At 54.0% G+C, this 19380-nt stretch carries 19 protein-coding genes and 1 tRNA gene; 15 read left to right on the top strand and 5 right to left on the bottom strand.

Annotated features, from left to right (window positions below; translation table 11 throughout):
* Positions 1 to 25: 25 nt before the first annotated feature.
* On the top strand, positions 26 to 397 hold the full coding sequence (locus OO731_RS05390) for a DUF485 domain-containing protein (RefSeq protein WP_264889934.1): 372 nt from the start codon (positions 26 to 28) through the stop codon (positions 395 to 397).
* Positions 394 to 2046: a cation acetate symporter gene (locus tag OO731_RS05385; RefSeq protein ID WP_264889933.1), complete on the top strand. Its 1653-nt coding sequence runs from the start codon at positions 394 to 396 to the stop codon at positions 2044 to 2046. Before OO731_RS05390 ends, OO731_RS05385 begins: the two co-directional genes overlap by 4 nt.
* Before the next feature lie 62 nt (positions 2047 to 2108).
* On the opposite strand, the gene OO731_RS05380 is transcribed toward OO731_RS05385, so the two are convergent.
* Entirely contained in the window at positions 2109 to 2492 is a 384-nt protein-coding gene (locus OO731_RS05380) for a hypothetical protein (RefSeq protein ID WP_264889932.1), read from the bottom strand.
* Between the two features lie 46 nt (positions 2493 to 2538).
* Between OO731_RS05380 and OO731_RS05375 the strand changes: the two genes are divergently transcribed.
* The 4 genes from OO731_RS05375 (at position 2539) to OO731_RS05360 (ending at position 5732) form a co-directional block, all read left to right on the top strand.
* Complete coding sequence (locus tag OO731_RS05375; protein WP_264889931.1) at positions 2539 to 3468, top strand: oxygenase MpaB family protein; 930 nt, start codon at positions 2539 to 2541, stop codon at positions 3466 to 3468.
* Positions 3469 to 3494: 26 nt separating this feature from the next.
* Positions 3495 to 3567, top strand: a tRNA-Thr gene (locus tag OO731_RS05370).
* A 62-nt stretch (positions 3568 to 3629) separates the two neighbouring features.
* Complete coding sequence (locus OO731_RS05365; RefSeq protein WP_264889930.1) at positions 3630 to 5006, top strand: potassium transporter TrkG; 1377 nt, start codon at positions 3630 to 3632, stop codon at positions 5004 to 5006.
* Between the two features lie 36 nt (positions 5007 to 5042).
* Complete coding sequence (locus OO731_RS05360; protein WP_264889929.1) at positions 5043 to 5732, top strand: TrkA family potassium uptake protein; 690 nt, start codon at positions 5043 to 5045, stop codon at positions 5730 to 5732.
* Here OO731_RS05360 and OO731_RS05355 read toward each other — a convergent pair.
* Positions 5729 to 7540, bottom strand: coding sequence for a heavy metal translocating P-type ATPase (locus tag OO731_RS05355; RefSeq protein ID WP_264889928.1), 1812 nt, complete (start codon positions 7538 to 7540; stop codon positions 5729 to 5731). The two genes, OO731_RS05360 and OO731_RS05355, sit on opposite strands and share 4 nt — an antisense overlap.
* A 45-nt stretch (positions 7541 to 7585) precedes the next feature.
* Between OO731_RS05355 and OO731_RS05350 the strand changes: the two genes are divergently transcribed.
* Together OO731_RS05350 and dacB (OO731_RS05345) are read left to right on the top strand one after the other, a co-directional pair.
* Positions 7586 to 8977, top strand: coding sequence for an MBL fold metallo-hydrolase (locus OO731_RS05350; RefSeq protein ID WP_264889927.1), 1392 nt, complete (start codon positions 7586 to 7588; stop codon positions 8975 to 8977).
* Between the two features lie 27 nt (positions 8978 to 9004).
* Positions 9005 to 10369, top strand: a complete 1365-nt coding sequence (dacB, locus tag OO731_RS05345) for a D-alanyl-D-alanine carboxypeptidase/D-alanyl-D-alanine-endopeptidase (protein WP_264889926.1) — start codon at positions 9005 to 9007, stop codon at positions 10367 to 10369.
* Between the two features lie 4 nt (positions 10370 to 10373).
* Here the strand turns inward: dacB (OO731_RS05345) and OO731_RS05340 are convergent, their stop codons facing one another.
* Positions 10374 to 10961 carry a copper resistance CopC family protein gene (locus OO731_RS05340; protein WP_264889925.1) on the bottom strand — a complete coding sequence of 196 codons (588 nt, stop codon included), beginning with the start codon at positions 10959 to 10961 and terminating at the stop codon, positions 10374 to 10376.
* Positions 10962 to 10996: 35 nt separating this feature from the next.
* Between OO731_RS05340 and dacB (OO731_RS05335) the strand changes: the two genes are divergently transcribed.
* Positions 10997 to 12373, top strand: coding sequence for a D-alanyl-D-alanine carboxypeptidase/D-alanyl-D-alanine-endopeptidase (gene dacB / locus OO731_RS05335; RefSeq protein ID WP_264889924.1), 1377 nt, complete (start codon positions 10997 to 10999; stop codon positions 12371 to 12373).
* Between the two features lie 20 nt (positions 12374 to 12393).
* Positions 12394 to 13863: an NAD-dependent succinate-semialdehyde dehydrogenase gene (locus tag OO731_RS05330; protein WP_264889923.1), complete on the top strand. Its 1470-nt coding sequence runs from the start codon at positions 12394 to 12396 to the stop codon at positions 13861 to 13863.
* Here the strand turns inward: OO731_RS05330 and galK are convergent.
* Positions 13860 to 14987 carry a galactokinase gene (gene galK / locus OO731_RS05325; protein ID WP_264890676.1) on the bottom strand — a complete coding sequence of 376 codons (1128 nt, stop codon included), beginning with the start codon at positions 14985 to 14987 and terminating at the stop codon, positions 13860 to 13862. The genes OO731_RS05330 and galK overlap by 4 nt on opposite strands.
* A gap of 26 nt (positions 14988 to 15013) precedes the next feature.
* Positions 15014 to 16108 (bottom strand): galactose-1-phosphate uridylyltransferase, encoded by a 1095-nt coding sequence (gene galT / locus OO731_RS05320; protein WP_264889922.1) that lies wholly within the window; start codon positions 16106 to 16108, stop codon positions 15014 to 15016.
* Positions 16109 to 16168: 60 nt separating this feature from the next.
* Between galT and OO731_RS05315 the strand changes: the two genes are divergently transcribed.
* The 5 genes from OO731_RS05315 (at position 16169) to OO731_RS05295 (ending at position 19375) form a co-directional block, all read left to right on the top strand.
* Positions 16169 to 17098, top strand: a complete 930-nt coding sequence (locus OO731_RS05315; RefSeq protein WP_264889921.1) for a hypothetical protein — start codon at positions 16169 to 16171, stop codon at positions 17096 to 17098.
* A 103-nt stretch (positions 17099 to 17201) separates the two neighbouring features.
* Positions 17202 to 18431, top strand: a complete 1230-nt coding sequence (locus tag OO731_RS05310; protein ID WP_264889920.1) for an inorganic phosphate transporter — start codon at positions 17202 to 17204, stop codon at positions 18429 to 18431.
* Positions 18431 to 18703 (top strand): hypothetical protein, encoded by a 273-nt coding sequence (locus OO731_RS05305; RefSeq protein WP_264889919.1) that lies wholly within the window; start codon positions 18431 to 18433, stop codon positions 18701 to 18703. The genes OO731_RS05310 and OO731_RS05305 overlap by 1 nt, the downstream gene beginning before the upstream one ends.
* A gap of 73 nt (positions 18704 to 18776) precedes the next feature.
* The gene (locus tag OO731_RS05300; RefSeq protein ID WP_264889918.1) at positions 18777 to 19016 is read left to right on the top strand and encodes a DUF1737 domain-containing protein; all 240 of its coding nucleotides are present in this window, start codon (positions 18777 to 18779) and stop codon (positions 19014 to 19016) included.
* Positions 19016 to 19375, top strand: coding sequence for a zinc ribbon domain-containing protein YjdM (locus OO731_RS05295; RefSeq protein WP_264889917.1), 360 nt, complete (start codon positions 19016 to 19018; stop codon positions 19373 to 19375). The genes OO731_RS05300 and OO731_RS05295 overlap by 1 nt, the downstream gene beginning before the upstream one ends.
* Positions 19376 to 19380 lie beyond the last annotated feature (5 nt).

Genomic DNA, 19380 nt, shown 5'->3' with positions numbered 1-19380 from the left:
CCCAGCACCCTACGCTCTGGCAAAGATGCCTCGGCGTGATTTCTTGGACATTGGAGTTCAATTGGGATCTTCAGAGAATGAAAGGGTTTGGGCCGAAACTCAGGCCAGCCCCGAATTCCAGGATCTAAAGCGTCGGTTCCGCGGCTTCGCGTTTCCGGTCACAGTAGCCTTCCTGGTTTGGTATTTCGGTTACATCCTCCTCACAGCGTTTGCCCGTGATTGGGTAAGCACAGAGGTGGCACCCAACATAAACATCGCCATCATCCTTGGCGTTTTGCAGTTTGCATCAACCTTTTTTATTGCTTGGCTTTACGAGCGCCACTCCAGTAAGCACCTCGATGCTGCTTCTGACTCGCTGAGAGACAAGATCAACGAGCAGATTGGGCACAAAGCATGAACTCGACAACTCTCTCCACAATCCTGTTTGTTGTCTTCGTACTCTTCACGCTGGTCCTGGTAATTCGGGCGGGTAAGTCAAACAAGAAGAACTCCTCGGACTTCTACGACGGCGGAGCATCGTTCTCAGGTTTCCAAAATGGCCTGGCCATTGCCGGCGACTACATGTCGGCGGCCTCGTTCCTTGGAATTGCTGGAATGATTGCGCTCGCCGGATACGACGGTTTCTTGTATTCAATCGGCTTCTTGGTTGCCTGGCTGGTGGCCCTGCTGCTGGTTGCCGAGCCGCTTAGAAACTCCGGCCGCTTCACGATGGGTGACGTAGTTGCTTTCCGAATGAAGCAGCGCCCAGTGCGCTCAGCAGCTTCGGCCTCAACCGTTGTGGTCTCAATCTTCTACCTACTGGCCCAAATGGTCGGTGCCGGAAGCCTGGTTGCGCTGCTGCTAGGAATTGACCCAACTGACACGGCAGCCAAAAACCTGATTATCGGTGTGGTTGGCATTTTGATGATTGTTTACGTAACTGTGGGTGGCATGAAGGGCACCACGTACGTGCAAATCGTCAAGGCATTCCTGCTGATGATTGGTGCCACGGTCTTGACCATCATGGTGCTGGCCCGCTTTGGCTTTGATATCAGCGCGATGCTTGGTCAGGCGCAAAAACTCAGCGGCAACCCAGAGTTGTTGAACCCGGGCAATAAGTATGGCGTTGAGGTTGAGGGTGACCCATTCAAGACCCTGATGAACAAGCTGGACCTAATTTCACTTGGTTTGGCTTTGGTTCTCGGAACCGCAGGTCTGCCTCATATTCTCATCCGCTTCTACACCGTGCCAACGGCAAAAGCGGCCCGCACCTCGGTTAACTGGGCAATCGGAAACATCGGTGTGTTCTATCTGATGACTATTGCCCTAGGCTTTGGCGCTGCCGCTTTGGTGGGGTCCACGGCAATCAAAGAGGCTGACAAGGGCGGCAACCTAGCCGCACCTCTGCTGGCAAAAGAACTGGGCACAAACATAGCCGGCGAAACCGGCGGTGCAACCATGCTCGCGATTATCGGTGCAATTGCCTTCGCGACCATCTTGGCTGTGGTGGCTGGATTGACCCTAGCCAGCTCGTCATCGTTTGCGCATGACTTCTATGCCAACGTGATCAAGAAGGGCAACGTTGACCCTAAAAAAGAGGTCAACGTGGCTCGAATTGCAGCCATTTTGATTGGTGCGGTTTCGATTGTTCTGGCAATCGGTGCGCAGGGCTTGAACGTTGCCTTCCTGGTGGCTATTGCCTTTGCCATCGCGGCATCGGCTAACCTGCCTGCCGTGCTGTTCTCACTATTCTGGAAGCGATTCAATACTCGCGGAGCAGTCTGGGCAATTTACGGCGGCCTTGGCATGGCGCTGGTTCTGTTGGTGTTCTCAGGCAACGTATCGGGTGCCGAGACCAGCTTTATTAAGTGTTTGCCGGACGCTGTTGACTGTGTGAAGTTCAACTACTTCCCATTGAATAACCCGGGTATTGTTTCAATCCCATTCGGTTTCTTTATGGGTTGGTTGGGCACCATCACCTCCAACGAGAACAACACCGCTAAGTACGCCGAACTTGAGGTTCGCTCAATGACCGGCGCCGCAATTGGCAAGGCGGTCCAGCACTAAGACAAAAAGAAACCCCCGACTTTTGGTTTTTCAACCGAGGTCGGGGGTTTCTGTCGTATTGATTAGTAGCGCATGTAGCCCAAGAAAAGCTGCATCAAAATTGCGATGTAGGTGAGTGTGAAAATTGCCGGGGTACCAAACTTAACGATTGCAAGCCACGGTGCGGTTGCCCCAATCCGTGCTGAAACAGCAGATTTTGATTCGAGGTTGCGCAGGTCGTGTGCAATGGCGGTGGCTTCATTTGCCGAAGAAATCTGAGCTGCGGCACCTAGAACACCACTCGAGAGTAGTACCAAGATGAACGCCATCTGGTGAGTGAGTGAGGCCATGGTCATGCTTGGCAAAATTGCGATGGCAAAAATTAGCAGAGCGGTTGGCGCCAGTTGAGAAACAATGATGTGATTGCGGGCTTTTACCCAAAGCTGGATTAGATCTAGTTCTTTCATGGTTGCTCTTTCTCGAGATGTCGTAAATAAGGTTAGGCGCAACTACTTGTCAAACAATGCATTACAAGAAAACCTTTCCAAACGGTTTCGCCGCCTGCTCTCTGGCGACCCAGATGGTGTTCCGCCTTGGCTTGAGGCAATCGCTGCTGGTGACGAACCCGGATTCTTTGTGCCGACCGATGCCCCATGGGTAGTCCATGCAGATTTCGGAACTCTGGTCGGTGGAATACGTGCTCTGTTGATGCAGGCGTTGCATCCTGGCTCACTAACCGGGGTCAAGAATCACTCGCGTTATGAGCAGGACCCCCTCGGCAGGCTGGCCGGAACAATTCGTTGGCTCACGGTAACTACCTTTGGTTCAAAAGCGGCGGTAATGAATGAGGCTGGGCGGGTAAACCGCCTGCACAAAACCGTTACTGGTCGTTATCAAACCGGTGCGGGTGAGGTGCGTGATTATCGGGCTGCTGATAAAGACTTGTTGCTGTGGGTGCACATTGCTTTCATGGAGTCTTTTCTGGTGGCGCACGAAATGTTTGCTTCACGACCGATTCCAAAGGGTGAGGCGGCTTCGGGTGCCGATAACTACATTTCGCAGTGGAGTGTCTCGGTTGCTCCGCTCGGTTTGAAGAGCACCCCGATGAACCAGGTTGAGCTAACCGCGGCAATCGATGAAATCCGAGATGCCGGGATTTTGGCAGCGACCGAAGACACCATCGATGTTGTGAAATTTATAAAGAATCCGCCACTACCCGGTCTGGCCAAGCCCATCTACAACCTGCTGTTCGACGCAGCAGTAGTTTCGATGCGGCCAGAGTTTAGAGCCGAACTCGGTCTGAAAGCCAAGCCAAGGTGGATTATTCAGCCGCTAACCCGTTTTGTTTTGCGTGCCATGCGAGTCGCGATTGGCCCGGAGAGCCCAATTGAAGATGGCGCAATTGACCGCCTAAAACGCATCGGAGCGCTGCCGCAGCAGTAAACTTTTTCAGTTGCAATTAGCAGCGCGCCGCCTTAGCTCAGTTGGTAGAGCAGCTCCCTCGTAAAGAGCAGGTCTGGGGTTCAATTCCCCAAGGTGGCTCTGAGGCTCTTTAGGCGCTCCATAGGAGTAGGCTTTTGGATGTCTCCGGAAGAGGTATCTGAATGTCCAGTCGCCAAAGACTGCAACCGAGTCGCTTAGTCGCACTCGCATTTACCGTAATTATTCTTCTCGGCACTTTTGTTTTGATGCTGCCGGCAGCCACCAAGTCTGGAGTTTCAACTCCCTTTCTGGATGCCCTGTTCACGGCGACTTCGGCCGTTACAGTAACTGGCCTTAGCACCCTAGATGTCGAGAATCACTGGAATCAGCTCGGCGACTGGATCATCGCTGTTTTGATTCAAATCGGTGGTTTCGGAATCATCGGCTTTGCAACCTTGGTGGGTTACCTTCTCGATGGCCGTATTTCGCTGTCGAACAAGATGCTCACCACCTCAGAAGCATCGCTGGCCGTGGCTCCAGACGTAAAGGGATTGCTAAAGAACATTGCCAAATTAATGCTGTTCTTCCAAGGCCTGTTGTTTGTGTTCTTGGCCATTCGTTTTTACACCCACTACGGCTATGAATTCGATAAAGCCTTAGGTCACGGAGCCTTTCACGCTATCTCGGCCTTCAACAACGCAGGCTTCGCGCTGTACGCAGACAGCATGATCGGCTTTGCCCGAGACGGCTGGATTTTAATTCCGATGTTTATGACCGTGATTATTGCCAGCCTGGGCTTTCCGGTGATTGTTGAAATCCGCGACCGCGCCAAAGACAAATGGCGCTCCCACCGAGGCCTGCCATCGTCCTACGGCCTTCCGGCTCAGTGGTCGCTCAACTCAAGAATCGTGCTCTGGGCAACTTTGGTCCTACTGATTGTCGGAACCGTATTTATCGCCGTGCTGGAATGGAATAACCCAAAGACCTTGGGGCCGTTGAATTCCTTTGACAAAATTCTCGACAGTATCTTTGCGGCGGTTATGCCAAGAACCGCCGGGTTCAACGCCATGGACATGGCTGGGGTTTACCCGAGCTCGTGGCTGATCATGGACATCCTGATGTTTATCGGTGGTGCCAGTGCATCAACTGCCGGCGGTATCAAGCTTGGTACCGCCGTGGTCCTGTTCTACGTCATCTACACCGAAATTCGAGGTGAAGCTGCTGTCAACATCGGTAACCGTCGCCTACCTCGATCTATGCAACGCCAGGCCCTAACCATCGTGGGTCTTTCGGCAACAGTGGTAATCGGTGCCACGGTTTTGCTTCGACTAACCACTGACTTTAGCCTCGACCAAATTCTGTTCGAAGTTGTATCGGCAGTCGGTACCACCGGTCTCTCAACCGGAATCACGATGCAACTGCCTGATCACGCAAAATTCTTGCTATCGCTGCTCATGCTATTTGGGCGTCTAGGTCCGATTGTGGTGGCAACATCGCTGGCCCTCCGCAAGACAAAACGACACTTCGAATACCCTCGCGAGAGGCCTCTAATTGGCTAGCGCAACTACAGTAATGATTGAAGAGAAGGTGGCCTAATGCCTAAGTCAAACAAACCAACTCGCAAGCGTGGCTTTCACGCGGCTAACGTTGCCGTCATCGGCCTAGGTCGATTTGGTTCTGCCCTAGCGATTGAGTTGGTAAATGGCGGTCACCAGGTTCTTGGTATTGACACCGATGAGCGCTTGGTTCAGTCGCTCGCTGGTCAGCTGACCCACGTGGTTACGGCAGACACCACTGACGAAGAAACACTTAAAGAGCTCGGTCTTGCAGATGTTGACTCAGCGGTGGTGGCCATCGGTGCTGATCTTGAATCCAGCATTTTGACCACATCACTTTTGCTGCAGCTAGGTATCAAGCAGGTTTGGGCCAAGGCAAACTCAAAGTCTCACGGCAAGATTCTGCAGCAGCTTGGTGCGCATCACGTGATTTTCCCAGAGTACGAGATGGGTCGCCGCGTGGCCCACATGGTCTCGGGTGAATCTCTCGACTATGTTCACATCGATGAAGACTTTGTAATGGTCAAGGCGGTTTGCCCAGAGTCATTCAGCGGTCAGACCCTTGCCGACCTGAAGATTCGCAGCACCTACGGCGTGACCGTTGTGGCAACCAGCCACGGTGACAGTGAGTATTCGCCGGCTTTCCCAGACACCGTTTTGAACACCGGTGACTTCTTGGTTGTGGCAGGTCGCAAGGCTCCGCTGGACGAATTCGTGCAGCTGGACTAAACGCGTTTTTTGGGTGGCACCAGCGCCCACAAGATTGCGGCAACGTCAATAGCCTCTTGGCTCACCGCGCTTCCGGTGGCATTTATAAATCCGAAGGCTGCAGCAAACATAGCCACCATGGCTAGGCCCATTCCAACACCGGCTGCCTGAAGCGCACGTTTTCTGGCACCTTGGGCTGCATCAATTGCTAGGGCCAAGTGCCTGATCGAATCCTCAACAATCACCACATCGGCGGCCTCACTGGCAGCAGTGGCGCCGCGAGCACCCATCGCCACACCAACGTGGGCAGCGGCAAGTGCCGGAGCATCATTTATGCCGTCACCGACAGCAATAACGGCACCTTTGGAGTTGGACATTTCGCTCCGCAGAATTACAAGTTTTTGCTCTGGGCTGCAAGCGCCGTAGGCCTCGTCAGCGCCAACCGCCTGGCCAACATCGGTGGCAGTCGTTTGGCGGTCGCCCGAAACCAAAATCACACGGTCAACCCCAAGTTTGCGAAGGTTCTGAACCGTAGTTTTTGATTCATCTCGAAGTGGGTCATCGAGGCCAATGATGGCTGATAGTTTGCCGTCTACGGTCACCGCAACCAGAAGAGCGTTTTGGAGGCTGGCCCATTCGGGTAGCTCGATGCTCGGCTGACCGACCGTAACCTGGTGGCCCTGCACTGTGCCACTGAGTCCGTGCCCGTGCACCTCGCTGACTTCAGTTGCTTGGCTCAGGCTGAGACCGCGGCGCTTTGCCTCAGTTACCAGCGCCCTGGCTACCACGTGAGGGCTGCTCTGGTCGAGCGAGGCTGCCAAATTAAGAACCAGATCACCGTCTGTGCCGTCGGCAAATCGAATCGTGCTGATTTCAGGCCCGCCCTGGGTCAGAGTTCCCGTTTTATCGAGCAAGACGGTTTTAGCTCGGGCCAACTGCTCGAGCGCTGCACCACCCTTGATGATTGCGCCCAAACTGGCTGCTCGTGACATGCCAGAAATAACAGCCACTGGCACGGCCAAGATCAGGGGGCACGGGGTAGCAGCCACAATTACCGCAACCGCCGTAGATAGTTCACCGGTGATGACCCAGGTCAAGAGAGATAGGCCAATTGCAAAGGGCACGAATGCAACCGCCCAACGATTTGCCACCCGCACTCCATTGGCCGTATTTGCCTGAGCTTCTTGAACCAGCCGAATTAGGTTCGAATAGGTTGAGTTGGCCGAGGTTGCCGTCGTGACTAGCTCGACCTGCCCGTCAGAGTTCAGAACACCAGATTGAACTGCCTCTTGAGCGGCCCGGTAAACCGGCAGGGGTTCACCGGTCAGCGCTGACTCATCGAAGGTTCCCGCGTTGACGAGCTTGCCGTCAATCGGAACAACTTCTCCGGACCTCACCAAAAGGCGGTCGCCAACTTGGACATCGTTGATGCCGATGTCGACAATTTCTGAATCTGCACGAATTACGTGGGCTACCCGTGGTGCTCGATCAAGTAGCGCCTTGAGTTGATTTTGGGCTCGGCCCTCAGCCCACGTCTCGAGGGCCCGCCCCGATGCCAGCATCACTGAAACCACACTTGCCGCCAGCCATTCGCCAGTGAGCATGGTGGCCAGGATTGAAATCAACGCCAGTACGTCGCTACCCATCTCGCGATTTTTGATGGCTCTAATAAGCAGCCATGACGACAGGTAAAGGCCAATCGAAGCGCCTACACCAAATGCAACTTGTCCTGAGAATTCGCTGCCTACATATTGGAGGGTAAGTCCGATGGCAAGGCTGAGCAGGGTCGCACCCACCAAGAAATAATTGTTTCTAAAAACCTTGCTCATAATTCAAGTGTCCCACTTAAGGGTGGTCAGACTTAGACTCAGGCTATGAGCAAAGTTTCGATTCGATTTTTGGGGGCGGCCGGAACAGTAACCGGTAGCCGATTCTTACTTTCTTGCGGGCAGACAAAAGTAATGGTTGACGCCGGATTATTTCAGGGGCTAAAGGAGCTGAGGCTCAAAAACTGGACCCCGCTGCCAATTGACCCGGCCGAGTTGAGCGCCGTTATTTTGACCCACGCACACCTCGATCACTGCGGTTACATTCCAAAGCTGGTCAAGGATGGTTTCCGCGGAAAGATTCACCTATCGAAGTACACCGGAAAATTGGCCGAAGTGGTGCTTCGAGACTCTGCGCGAATTCAAACTGAAGACGCCAAGTATGCGGCTAAAAAGGGATTCTCAAAGCACAACCCACCACAGGCGCTCTACGAAGAGAAAGACGCTGCGCAGGCTGTTGAGCAGTTTGCCGTTCACCCGTTTCGCGAACGCATCAAGGTAGCCGAAGAAACCTACGTGACTTTTTATCCTGCTGGCCACATCCTTGGCGCAGCATTTCTAGTGGTCGAGTTCTTTGGTAAAAAACTGCTTTTCACCGGTGACATGGGTCGCGAACACCACCCTCTGCTTGCTCCACCTGAAGACATTCCGCAGCAGCGATACGATGCGGTAATCACAGAGTCAACCTACGGTGACCGTGAGCACGTGCAGCCAAGCACCAATTTTGAGCAGGCAATCACTCAGACAATCCAGCGCGGAGGTTCGGTCTTGATTCCTGCGTTTGCGGTAGACCGCACCGAGGTAATCCTGGTGGAAATTCGCGAACTGATGGAAGCGGGCCGCATACCTAGGGTTCCGGTTTACGCCGATTCACCGATGGCCCTCAAGGCGCTCCGGTTTTACCGCGAAGCCATCGATGAGGGGTCTGCCGAGATCCGCCCCGAGATCGTTGCCGAGTGGCGCGGTAAAGACCCGTTCAACCCAGGCACCCTGGTCGAGCTTGAGACAGTTGAGCAATCCAAGACCATCAACAACCCAAAGTCACCCTGCATCATCATTTCTGCATCGGGTATGGCTACCGGTGGGCGCGTTGTGCACCACCTAAGGGACATGCTTCCAAACCAACTTCACACGGTAATCCTGGTTGGTTTTCAGGCCATGGGTACTCGAGGCCGTCGATTGGCAGATGGCGAGCAAGAGGTCAAAATGCACGGCGTCTTTGTTCCGGTCAAGGCGCAGATCGAGCAAATGGGTTCATTCTCTGTGCACGCAGATGCGGATGAGCTGGTCGATTGGCTCAAGACCATCTCGGAGGAGCCTGGTCAGGTTCTGGTGGTTCACGGTGAGGCTGGCGCGGCTGACGTGTTTAGCAACCGAATCCGGACGCAACTCGGCTGGAAGAGCCATGCGCCCGAAGACGGCGAGGCAGTCGAACTTTAGGCTTGTGGTTGGGCAAACTGGAACCAAATGGTTAAGTTCAGCAGAGCAATAGCAGGGGTCACTGTCTCAGCGGCCCTAGTTCTGGCTGCCGTGGCGGGGCCGGCTGCGGCCGTTGATGAGGCATCGCCAAGCCCAAGTGCCTCGCCAACCGCAACGCCAACTCCTTCGGCTTCGGCAACGGCTCAGCCCTGTTCGGCCAATACCGCGATGGCTAACCCAGATCTAGCAAAGCTGTACGCATACGTTGTGAACGTTGAAACCGGCGAGGTCTTGATCAACGAGCGGGGAACCTATCAAACGCCATCGGCATCGGTGTTAAAAGTACTGAGCGTTTCGGCGGCACTGACCTATTTGCCGACGGACTACAAAGCAACCACCAAAGTGTTTACGGTACCCGGCGAGCCCGGCACAATTGTGCTCAAGGGCGGGGGAGACCACACTTTGAGTCAGGTGACCAAGGATGGGTTTACGACCTACGAACGAGCCACCCGAATGTTCACGCTGGCAAATAAGGTCTATAGCAATTGGACAGCCGAGGTGCCGATCAGCAAGATAATTTTGGACAGCAGTTTCTTCTCGGGGCCAAGCTACAACCCAGCATGGAAACCCTCGGACCGCACCAACGGATACATCTCAAAAATTACTGCTCTTCAGACCGATGCCGACCGCGCTAGTCCTGATCTTTCGAAAACCGATTACAGCGGATATCGAAGCACTGACCCGATTGGTCGAACCGGAAGCCTGTTCAAAACCGCACTAGGGGGTCTGGCTAAGAAAGCCAAACTCGTTGAAGGTAAAACTCCTGCCGGTGCAGTGCTCCTGACTTCGATTGCTAGTCAACCGATTACCACCTGGTTGGATCACGCCACTGTGGTTTCAGACAACACCGAAACCGAATTCATCGCTCGTCACGCTGCAAAAGCTACTGGGCGCCCGGCCTCGTTTGCCTCGATCGAGCCGATGGTCAAAGAGATGCTTACCGACCTCGGCATTGATTCATCGAAGTTGATCATGAAAGATGGCTCGGGCTTGGCGCAAGCAAACCGAGTTACGCCCAAGCTCATTACTGAGTTGATGGTCAGCGTTGCCAAGGGTAATCCAACTCTTGCACCACTGGAGAGTTACCTTCCGGTTGCGGGCGTAAAGGGTGGCTTGGCATACCGATTCACCGGCAAGAACGTCAGCGCACGCGGCGCCGTAAAGGGTAAAACCGGATTTATCCCAGGGCTTTACAGTCTGGCTGGTGTGATTGACGCAGCCGATGGTTCGCGATTGGCCTACTCAATTTTTGCCAGAACCGCAGACGGCAAGTACGTCAACGGAGCCACTCGCGGAGCCATAGATACGTTGGCAACCAGGTTTTACACCTGCGGTGCAAACCTAACCGAATAGCGGACTAGGCCTTCTTGCGGCGAATCAAAACCACGATGATGCCCAGGATTGCCACCAGCGGTAGGGCAATTGCTAATACGGTAAGAAAACCAGCTAGGCCGTCTACTTCAGCGTCATCCGCTTGGCTAATAACCGATGGGTCATCCACATCAGTCGGTTCACCCTCTGGACACATCAGATTGGTGTTTGCTGGCACCTCAAAATCTGGCACCGCACGTACTTGAAAAGCAAAGCTGCCAGAAACCGGGTGGCCGTCCTCTGATACTGAGCGCCAGGCCACAGTGTGCTGGCCCTCCACGTTGCTGGCAATGGTGGTGGTCATCGAGTCAACACCGGTGCGAATTGCACACTGAAGCGTGACGACATCACCGTTTGGGTCGGTAACGGCAATCTCGTGTCCAGAGCCGTCTTCCATGATCATGAGTGGCTCTGCAAAGGTCATTTCAATCGGGATGTACCCGCCGTCGACAATTGAGTCCGCCTCAGGATAGGTGACCAGTTCATCGGTGTGTGCATTTGCCACCAATTGAGTGCCAAAAATGGTCACGACTGTTAGGGCAAGCGCGGTAAAAAACTTCGAAAGACGGTTCATACTAGAAGTGTACTGAACGATTTTTTGGAGAATAATTGGCAGATTCAAAGGGCGGCTTCCCTTATCTAAAGCAGGCTCTAATCGGTGCTGGCGCCGGAGTTGGTGTTTTGGCAATAATCATCGGCGGCTTTACCTTTACTGGTTTCGGTGCCCAACCAACCGCAAGCAGCACTCCAACAGTTTCGACCTCTGCTTCAGCCAGCCCTAGCCCGTCGCCAAGTGATGTTCGTGCCTGTTCAGTGGCTGAGTTGGCGGCCGATCCTCGGCTAGCAACGCTCTCGGCAACAGTTTTGAATGCCGAAACCAAAGAAGTTCTTTTTGACCGCAACGGAGACACTCCGGCGGCAACAGCATCGGTGATGAAAACCGTAACCGCCGCTGCAGCGCTTTTGACCCTTGGGCCAAACTATCGTGTTGAAACCCGGGTTTATCAAGATGCAACCGACCCTGGAACCATTATTTTGGTGGGTGGCGGTGATGTAACTTTGTCCCGCACAGCAGCTGGCTCGCAGTCTGTTTATCGCGATGCGCCAAAGCTTTCGACACTGGCTGTGGCTGTGAAGCAAAAAATGGCCGGAGTGCCAATCACCAAAATCATCCTTGACTCCACCCTCTTCACCGGTCCCAAGTGGGATTCCAGCTGGGAGCGCAGCGAACAAACTGAGGGCTACATGTCTGAGGTAACCGCGTTACAGGTAGACGGTGACCGCTCAAACCCGGCAGCCGAAACTTCTTGGCGCAGCGCCAAGCCGGTTGCTAACGCCGGAAAGTACTTCAAGCAAGCACTAGGCAGCGCGGCAACTGGCGCCACTGTTGTTGAAGGCGCGATGACCGCAGGTGCCACGCAAATTGCCAAGGTTTCATCGCAGCCAATTAGTAAGTGGATTACCCACATGCTGCAGGTTTCGGACAATACCCAGGCTGAGGCGCTGGCTCGACTAGTGTCATTGGACCTAGGTTTTGACGGCTCATTCTCGTCAATTAACACCGCCTTTAAAAAGGCCCTCGCGGGCACCGAGCTTGATGCTACGAGCATGACTTTTAGAGACGGATCCGGTCTTAGCGACTTAAACTCTGTTTCACCAAAATACATCGCTGATCTAATGCTCTTTGTCCAAAAGGGTGAGGGTGTTTTCTCGCTAATCAATCAGTCGCTACCGGTGTCCGGAGAATCGGGATCACTCGCGAGCCGCTTCAAGGGTGAAAACTCTGATGCCATCGGCAAGGTTCATGCCAAAACCGGATGGATTAAGCGCGGCTACACGCTCGCAGGATTTATCGATGCCAAAGATGGCACCAGCCTGACCTTCGCGGTCTACGCTCTGGGTAACGTAACCTCAGAGGCCAAAAAGGCCATCGACGACTTAGTTACAGGTTTTTATCGATGCGGAGATCAACTCTCGAACGAGTAGTTGAAGAAGAAGGAAAAGCAATGACGCTATCTGAAGCAGAACTACTCGCTAAAGTCCCAACTGGGCTATACATTGATGGGCAGTGGGTCGAGGGGCGCGGCGACAACGCCATCGAAGTTGAAGACCCTGCTACCGGCAAAGTGCTACTTGAAATAGCCAATGCTAATGCTCAAGACGGACTCGCGGCGCTTGCCGCCGCCGACGCAGCTCAGGCTAAGTGGGCCAAGACAGCGCCACGTGAGCGGGCCGAGATCTTGCGCCGAACTTTTGATCTGGTTCGTGAGCGAGCCGAAGAGTTTGCCATGCTGATTTCACTCGAAATGGGAAAGCCTATTGCCGAGGCGCGCGGCGAGGTGACTTACGGTAACGAGTTTTTGCGCTGGTTCAGCGAAGAGGCTGTTCGCATTACTGGCCGATACGGCTCTTCTCCTGAAGGAACCGGTCGCATGCTGGTCGCTAAGCGACCGGTTGGCCCGGCATTCGCAATCACGCCGTGGAACTTTCCGCTGGCAATGGCAACGCGCAAAATCGGTCCGGCTTTGGCCGCGGGTTGCACCATCGTTGTTAAGCCGGCCGAACTAACCCCGCTGACCACACTGCTTTTGGTCAAGACCTTTGAAGAAGCAGGGGTGCCAGCCGGCGTCATCAACGTAATCACCACCTCCACTTCGGCAGCTACTTCAGCACCGATAATCTCCGACCGCCGACTGCGCAAAATCACCTTCACCGGTTCTACAGCTGTGGGTCGAAAGTTGCTGGAACAGTCTGCCGAGCGGGTGCTTCGGACATCCATGGAGCTTGGTGGCAACGCGCCGTTTCTGGTCTTTGCCGACGCTGATCTGGATTCTGCGGTCAACGGCGCAATGTTGGCCAAGATGCGCAATATCGGCCAGGCCTGCACCGCAGCCAACCGCTTTATTGTTCACGAATCTGTTGCAGAAGAATTTGCTCACCGGTTTGCGGCTCGCATGGGCCAACTGCAGCTTGGCCGCGGTCTCGATGCTGACACCACCTGTGGTCCGGTTATTGATCAGCGGGCGCGGGCAAACATGGAGCGCCTAGTTGAGGCCACTGTTCGTGAGGGTGGCCAGGTGATTACCGGTGGTCAGTCGGTTGCCGGTGACGGATATTTCTTTACCCCTACCGTTATAGATAACGTTCAGCCTGGCTCGACGATTTTGAAAGAAGAAATCTTTGGCCCAGTGGCACCAATCGTGCGCTTCAAAACTGAAGACGAGGCTGTAGCGCTGGCCAACGACACCGAATACGGTTTGATCAGCTACGCCTTCACCCAAGACCTAAAGCGGGGCTTGCGTTTGGTTGAGTCGCTTGACACAGGAATGACTGGTCTCAACACCGGTTTGGTCTCTAACGCAGCAGCACCATTCGGTGGCGTAAAAGAGTCAGGAACCGGCCGTGAGGGTGGTCTTGAGGGAATTCAAGAGTACCTAGAGACTAAGTACGTAATGACTCCAGATCCATTCCTCTAAATTTCGCGAATGGCTCCAGGTGCCGGTGATACGGCAAAAATGTCTGGCTTGGCGTAGCCCAAGGCTTCAAACTCGGCGATGACCGAAAGGGTTACCTCGCTGATTAGCTCAACCGGGGTTAGCGCAATTGCTGCACCGCCGAAACCGCCGCCGGTCATTCGAGCACCGATGGCGCCGTGCCGCATGGCAATCTCAACGGCTGTATCTAGCTCGTCTACCGAAACTTCGAAGTCATCGCGCAGCGAAACGTGTGAAGCGTGCAACAGCTCGCCAACAGCTCGTGGCCCCTGCTTGGCAAGAGTGTCGATTGTGTCTAGAACGCGCTGATTCTCGGTCACTACGTGGCGTACTCGGCGGAAAGTCACGTCGTCGAGAAGCTCTTTGGCCTTGGCCAGATCATCGGCGCTAAGTTCACGCAGGCTTTTTACGCCCATGGCTGCAGCGCCAGCCTCGCAGGCTGCGCGTCGAGCCGCGTACCCGCCATCGACCAAGCGGTGAGCCACCTTGGTGTCGATAATCAGAAGCTCAAGTCCGGCTTCAGCAAATCCAAGGGCAATCGGCTTTGCTTCTAGGCTGCGGCAGTCCAGAAACACTCCGTGGTCGGTTTCACCGAGAAGTGATGCTGACTGGTCCATGATTCCGGTAGGTGCGCCAACAATTTCGTTCTCGCCCATCTGTCCGGCGCGAGCCAACGCCCGGCGGTCCAAACCAGCATTCCACAAGTCATTGAGGGCCAAAGAAACTGCACATTCAATCGCAGCTGATGAAGACAGGCCGGCACCAACTGGAACATCAGACTCGATGTAGCAATCAAAACCGGTGGCAGTTACCTTCGACAACTGCTGGATCGACCAAGCCACACCGAATGGGTAGGCGGCCCAATCGTTGTCATCGGTTTTGGTGATGTTGGTTACGTCGGTTTCATGAATCACCGGTGAAAAGCTGGATGAGACGCGCACTAGGTTGTCATCACGCAGAGCAATTGCCGCAAATGTGCGGCGGTTGATGGCAAACGGAAAGACAAAGCCCTCGTTGTAATCGGTGTGCTCACCGATGAGGTTTACTCGCCCAGGTGCTGACCAAACGCCAGTCGGCTGGTAGCCATAAAGCTCGGTAAAGCCCATCGATGTTTTTGAAACAAGTTCGTTGGTCACTTAAGTGCGCCCCTAATTAGCTCGGCTGATACTTCTGGCGGGAAGTCCGCAATAAATGCGCCCATTGCGCTCTCAGAGCCAGCCAAGTACTTGAGCTTGTCTTCTGCGCGGCGCGGTGAGGTGATTTGAAGCTGCAGTCTGACGTTTTCTCCGCCAGGTACAGATGGAGCCTGGTGCCAAGCCGCAATGTATGGAGTTGGAGTGTCATAGATGCGGTCGAGGGCTCGAAGCAAACGTGAATAAATTACAGCTAGTTCGTCGCGTTCTTCATCGGTCAAGCCGGTGAAGTCATTGACATGGCGGTGAGGTAGCAGGTGAATCTCAATCGGCCAGCGTGCTGCGAAAGGCACGTAGGCGGTGAAGTGTGATCCTGCAATCACCACTCGCTCGCTATTCTGTTCAAACGCCAGGGTGTCGGCAAACAGATCTGGTCCGTAGGCCTTGATTGAGTCAAGAACTTTGCGCGTGCGCGGTGTCACGTAAGGGTATGAGTAAATCTGTCCGTGAGGGTGGTGGAGCGTCACACCAATTTCTTGGCCGCGGTTTTCAAACGGGAACACCTGACGAACACCCGGTAGGGACTTGAGTTCGGCGGTGCGATCGGTCCAGGCATCAATTACGGTTCGCACTCTAGAAACTGGCATCTGGCCAAGTGAACCAAGGTGCTCCGGGCTGAAAACTACAACTTCACAGCGGCCAATTGAATCGCGGGTGCTGCCAAGTTCGAGGTTTTCGATGACTGAATAGTTTGGGTCGTCAACCTCAAGTAGTGAAGGACCAAAAGAGGGACTCTTGTTTTCAAAAACCGCAACATCAAAGTTGTCAGGCAGTTCCGATTTATTGCTCTCGGTAGTTGGGCACAGTGGGCACTGGTTAGCTGGTGGCAAGAATGCTCGGTTGTGTCTTGCAGCGGCAACTGAGATCCATTCGCCGGTTAGCGAATCCAGTCGCATCTGGGCAACCGCTGGGCGCTCGCCGAGTTCACGAGAGTCTGGACGGCGATCAGCAGGCAGCGTGGAGCCGGCATCATCGAAGTAAAAAAGGTCACGGCCGTCAGCCAGTTTGGTTGAAAGCTTTCTTGAGCTGGTCATGCGCCCTTTTCCTAAAGTTTTATCTGCAGATAGACCCAGCTTGCTGGCTAGGCTAGAGGCATGCCATCTGCCTCTGGGGTACAGTTTAGCCTCAAAAAAACCAGCCCTAACGGAGAACTCTCTGCCGTTATTTCGAGTGTCGCAGCGGCATTGGTTTCACTTCAAATCGACGACCGTGAGTTCTTGGTTCCAGGCCCAAATCGCACCCGCACCGCTTTCCTCGAGGGAGTGGTCATGGCCCCGTGGGTCAATCGCCTGGATGAGGCGCGCTGGATGTCCAGCACTGGACCGCAGCAACTGCCCATCACAGATCCAATTAATCGATTGTCTAATCACGGACTGCTCTTGGATTACGAGTATGACGTTATGCATAGGGCTGAGGATGCGATTGTTCTAATGGGAAAGCTTCCTGCAGCTTCTGGTTACCCCTTCGAGCTAGAAATCCGGGTCACCTACACACTCACCGATGACGGCATAGCCGTTGAATTTGAGGCTCTAAACCAGTCGGCATCAGAGGCGCCATTTGCTATCGGAAGCCACCCGTACCTGCAAATTAGCCCCTTTGATACTGCTGATTTGGTTCTGACAACAACAGCCGCATCGGTGGTGCTCACCGATGAACGCATGCTGCCGGTGCAGAAAATCGCCACAGCCGGTACCGACTTTGATCTGTCCGCAGGGCGCCCGCTCTGTAAAACTCACCTAGATAATTCGTTCACTGATTTGGTATTTGATGAAGACGCCAGGGCTCACACCTACCTCGAAGCCCCCGATGGTACGGTGGTTGGCCTTTGGCAATCCAGTGAGCTAAAGCACACCTGCATTTTTAGCCCAGATAACTACCCGGCTGCTGACGGCACAATCAAGGCCATTGCCATTGAGCCGCAGACATCGGCGGCAAATTCTTTCAACACGGGGCAAGATCTGATTTGGCTGTTACCCGGTCAAATCTGGGGTGCCAGCTGGGGTATTACAGTATTCAATAGGTAGCCGTTGTTCACCTTCCGTTAACCTTCAGTTTCTAAGGTAAACAGGATGTTTGGCTTCCGTTTGCTAAGCGTCAATCTCCCGGTCACTAAGTAGAAAGTATCCCGTGGATCCAATACTCGTAGTAGGGCTCGTTGTTGGCCTTGCGCTTTTCTTTGACTTCACCAACGGTTTTCACGACACCGCAAACTCGAGTGCCACCGCTATTGCGACTGGTGCACTCAAGCCTCGCACTGCCGTTCTAATTGCAGCGCTGATGAACTTTGCCGGTGCGTTTCTGTCAACCGCTGTTGCCAAGGCAATTTCGGTTTCGTTGATCAGCGAGGGCGTAAACATCGGCCCTGAAATGGTTTTCGCTGGTCTGACCGGCGCCATTCTTTGGAACCTAACCACTTGGTTGCTAGGTCTTCCTTCATCTTCATCACACGCTCTCTTCGGTGGCCTCATCGGTGCAGCTTTGGTTTACGGCGGTTTTGCTGCTGTCAACTACCCAGCCGTGCTCGAAAAGCTGGTCTTGCCATCGCTATTCGCTCCGGTGATTGCCGGTTTGGCGGCTTTCTTGGCTACCCGCGTGGCTTACTTCCTAACCGCTCGTTCGCAAGAGGCCCGCAAGGCCACAGGCATTGGAACCGGTCGTGCCAACTTCAAGGTTGGTCAGGTTTTCACCTCATCACTTGTTGCACTGTCTCACGGAACCAACGATGCGCAGAAGACCATGGGTGTTATCACTTTGGTTCTAGTAGCCGCTGGCCTACAGTCCACCGGTGATCACGTTGAGTGGTGGGTAATCATCGGTGCTGCCGTTGCAATTGCAGCCGGTACCTACGCTGGTGGATGGCGCATCATCAAGACCATGGGAACTGGTCTTTCAGAGATCAAGCCGGCTCAGGGTCTGGCATCAGAGGTTTCAACCGCAGCCACAATTTTGGCTTCAAGCAACCTCGGTTTTGCGCTGTCAACCACTCAGGTGGCTTCTGGTGGTGTGATGGGTGCTGGTCTAGGTCGCAAGGGTGGTCAGATCCGTTGGACCAAGGCAGGTCACATTGTGACCGGTTGGTTGCTAACCCTTCCTGCTGCTGGTGGTGTCGGCGCTCTTTCTGCACTCCTAGTGTTGTCTGGCCCGGTTGGCCTTTTGGCTGACACCGTTTTGGTGGTTGCCGGTTCAATCGCGATTTTCCAGATTTCACGTCGCAACCGAATCACTCACACCAACGTCTTGAGTGAAGTTGAAGGCGCGTCTGAGGTAATTGCCTCACCGCGTGAGGTTCGTAAGGCAGCGGCAAAAGCTGCTGCGGCAGCTAAAAAGGCAGCAGCAAGTGCAAAGGGTGGCAAATAATGATTAAGTGGGATTCCCTTTTGCTGGTGGCTGGAGTAGCCATCGGTGCCAGCGTGTTTATCACAGCAGCATTTTCGTTGGGCATGCGTTGGTTGACCAACGCCCGCCACATTCTAGAAACCACTGAAAAGAGCCCATCGCTCGAGGTGCGCGATTCGACCAATCCGCTTGAGGTGGTTTTCCGAATCGGTGCTTACGTGATGTTCACCATCTGTGCCGCATCAGTGCTTTACGGAATCTACCTAATCGTTCCGTATTTCCACATGGGCTAATTAGTGCTTATCGATCAACCCCGGCCATCAAATGGTCGGGGTTTTTCTTTAGCCGCTGTGGCAAACTTGAAGCATGACTGAACAAAATGACGCACAAGAGTGGGAGAGTTGCGCTTTGCCCTCAGCAAACCCTGAGGCCCCAGCAACCCCAGATTTCACCAAGCCTTACAAAATGCTTACCGGAATCGATAACTCAGAGTTTTGTTCGAAAGTTAGCCTGCATCTAGAAAACGGCTACCAGCTTTACGGTTCACCAACCATGACGTTTAACGGTGAAAACGTAATTGTTGGCCAGGCAGTGGTCCTAAAGTAATGGCAGAAAATCTTCCGTCATGCCCTCAGTGCGCATGCGAGTACACCTATGAAATGGGTGCCCTGTTGGTTTGCCCAGAGTGCGCTCATGAGTGGGTTGCTGCCGATGATAGCGATTCCGATTCACCTGAAGCAGCACGTGTTGTAAAAGACTCGGTCGGAAACATTCTGGCTGACGGAGACACTGTTACCATCGCCAAAGACCTAAAGGTCAAGGGCGCATCGTCTGCGATAAAAGTTGGCACCAAAGTGCGCAATATTCGCCTCGTGAACGGCGCTGATGGCCACGACATCGATGCAAAAGTCGATGGCTTTGGACCAATGATGCTCAAGTCAAGCGTGGTTAAGAAAGTTCTCTAGGCATT

The sequence above is a fragment of the Rhodoluna sp. KAS3 genome, assembly GCF_026000575.1.
GTDB lineage: Bacteria > Actinomycetota > Actinomycetes > Actinomycetales > Microbacteriaceae > Rhodoluna.
The sequence above is the reverse complement of the archived record's forward strand: the minus strand, read 5'-3'. Positions and strand labels throughout refer to the sequence as shown.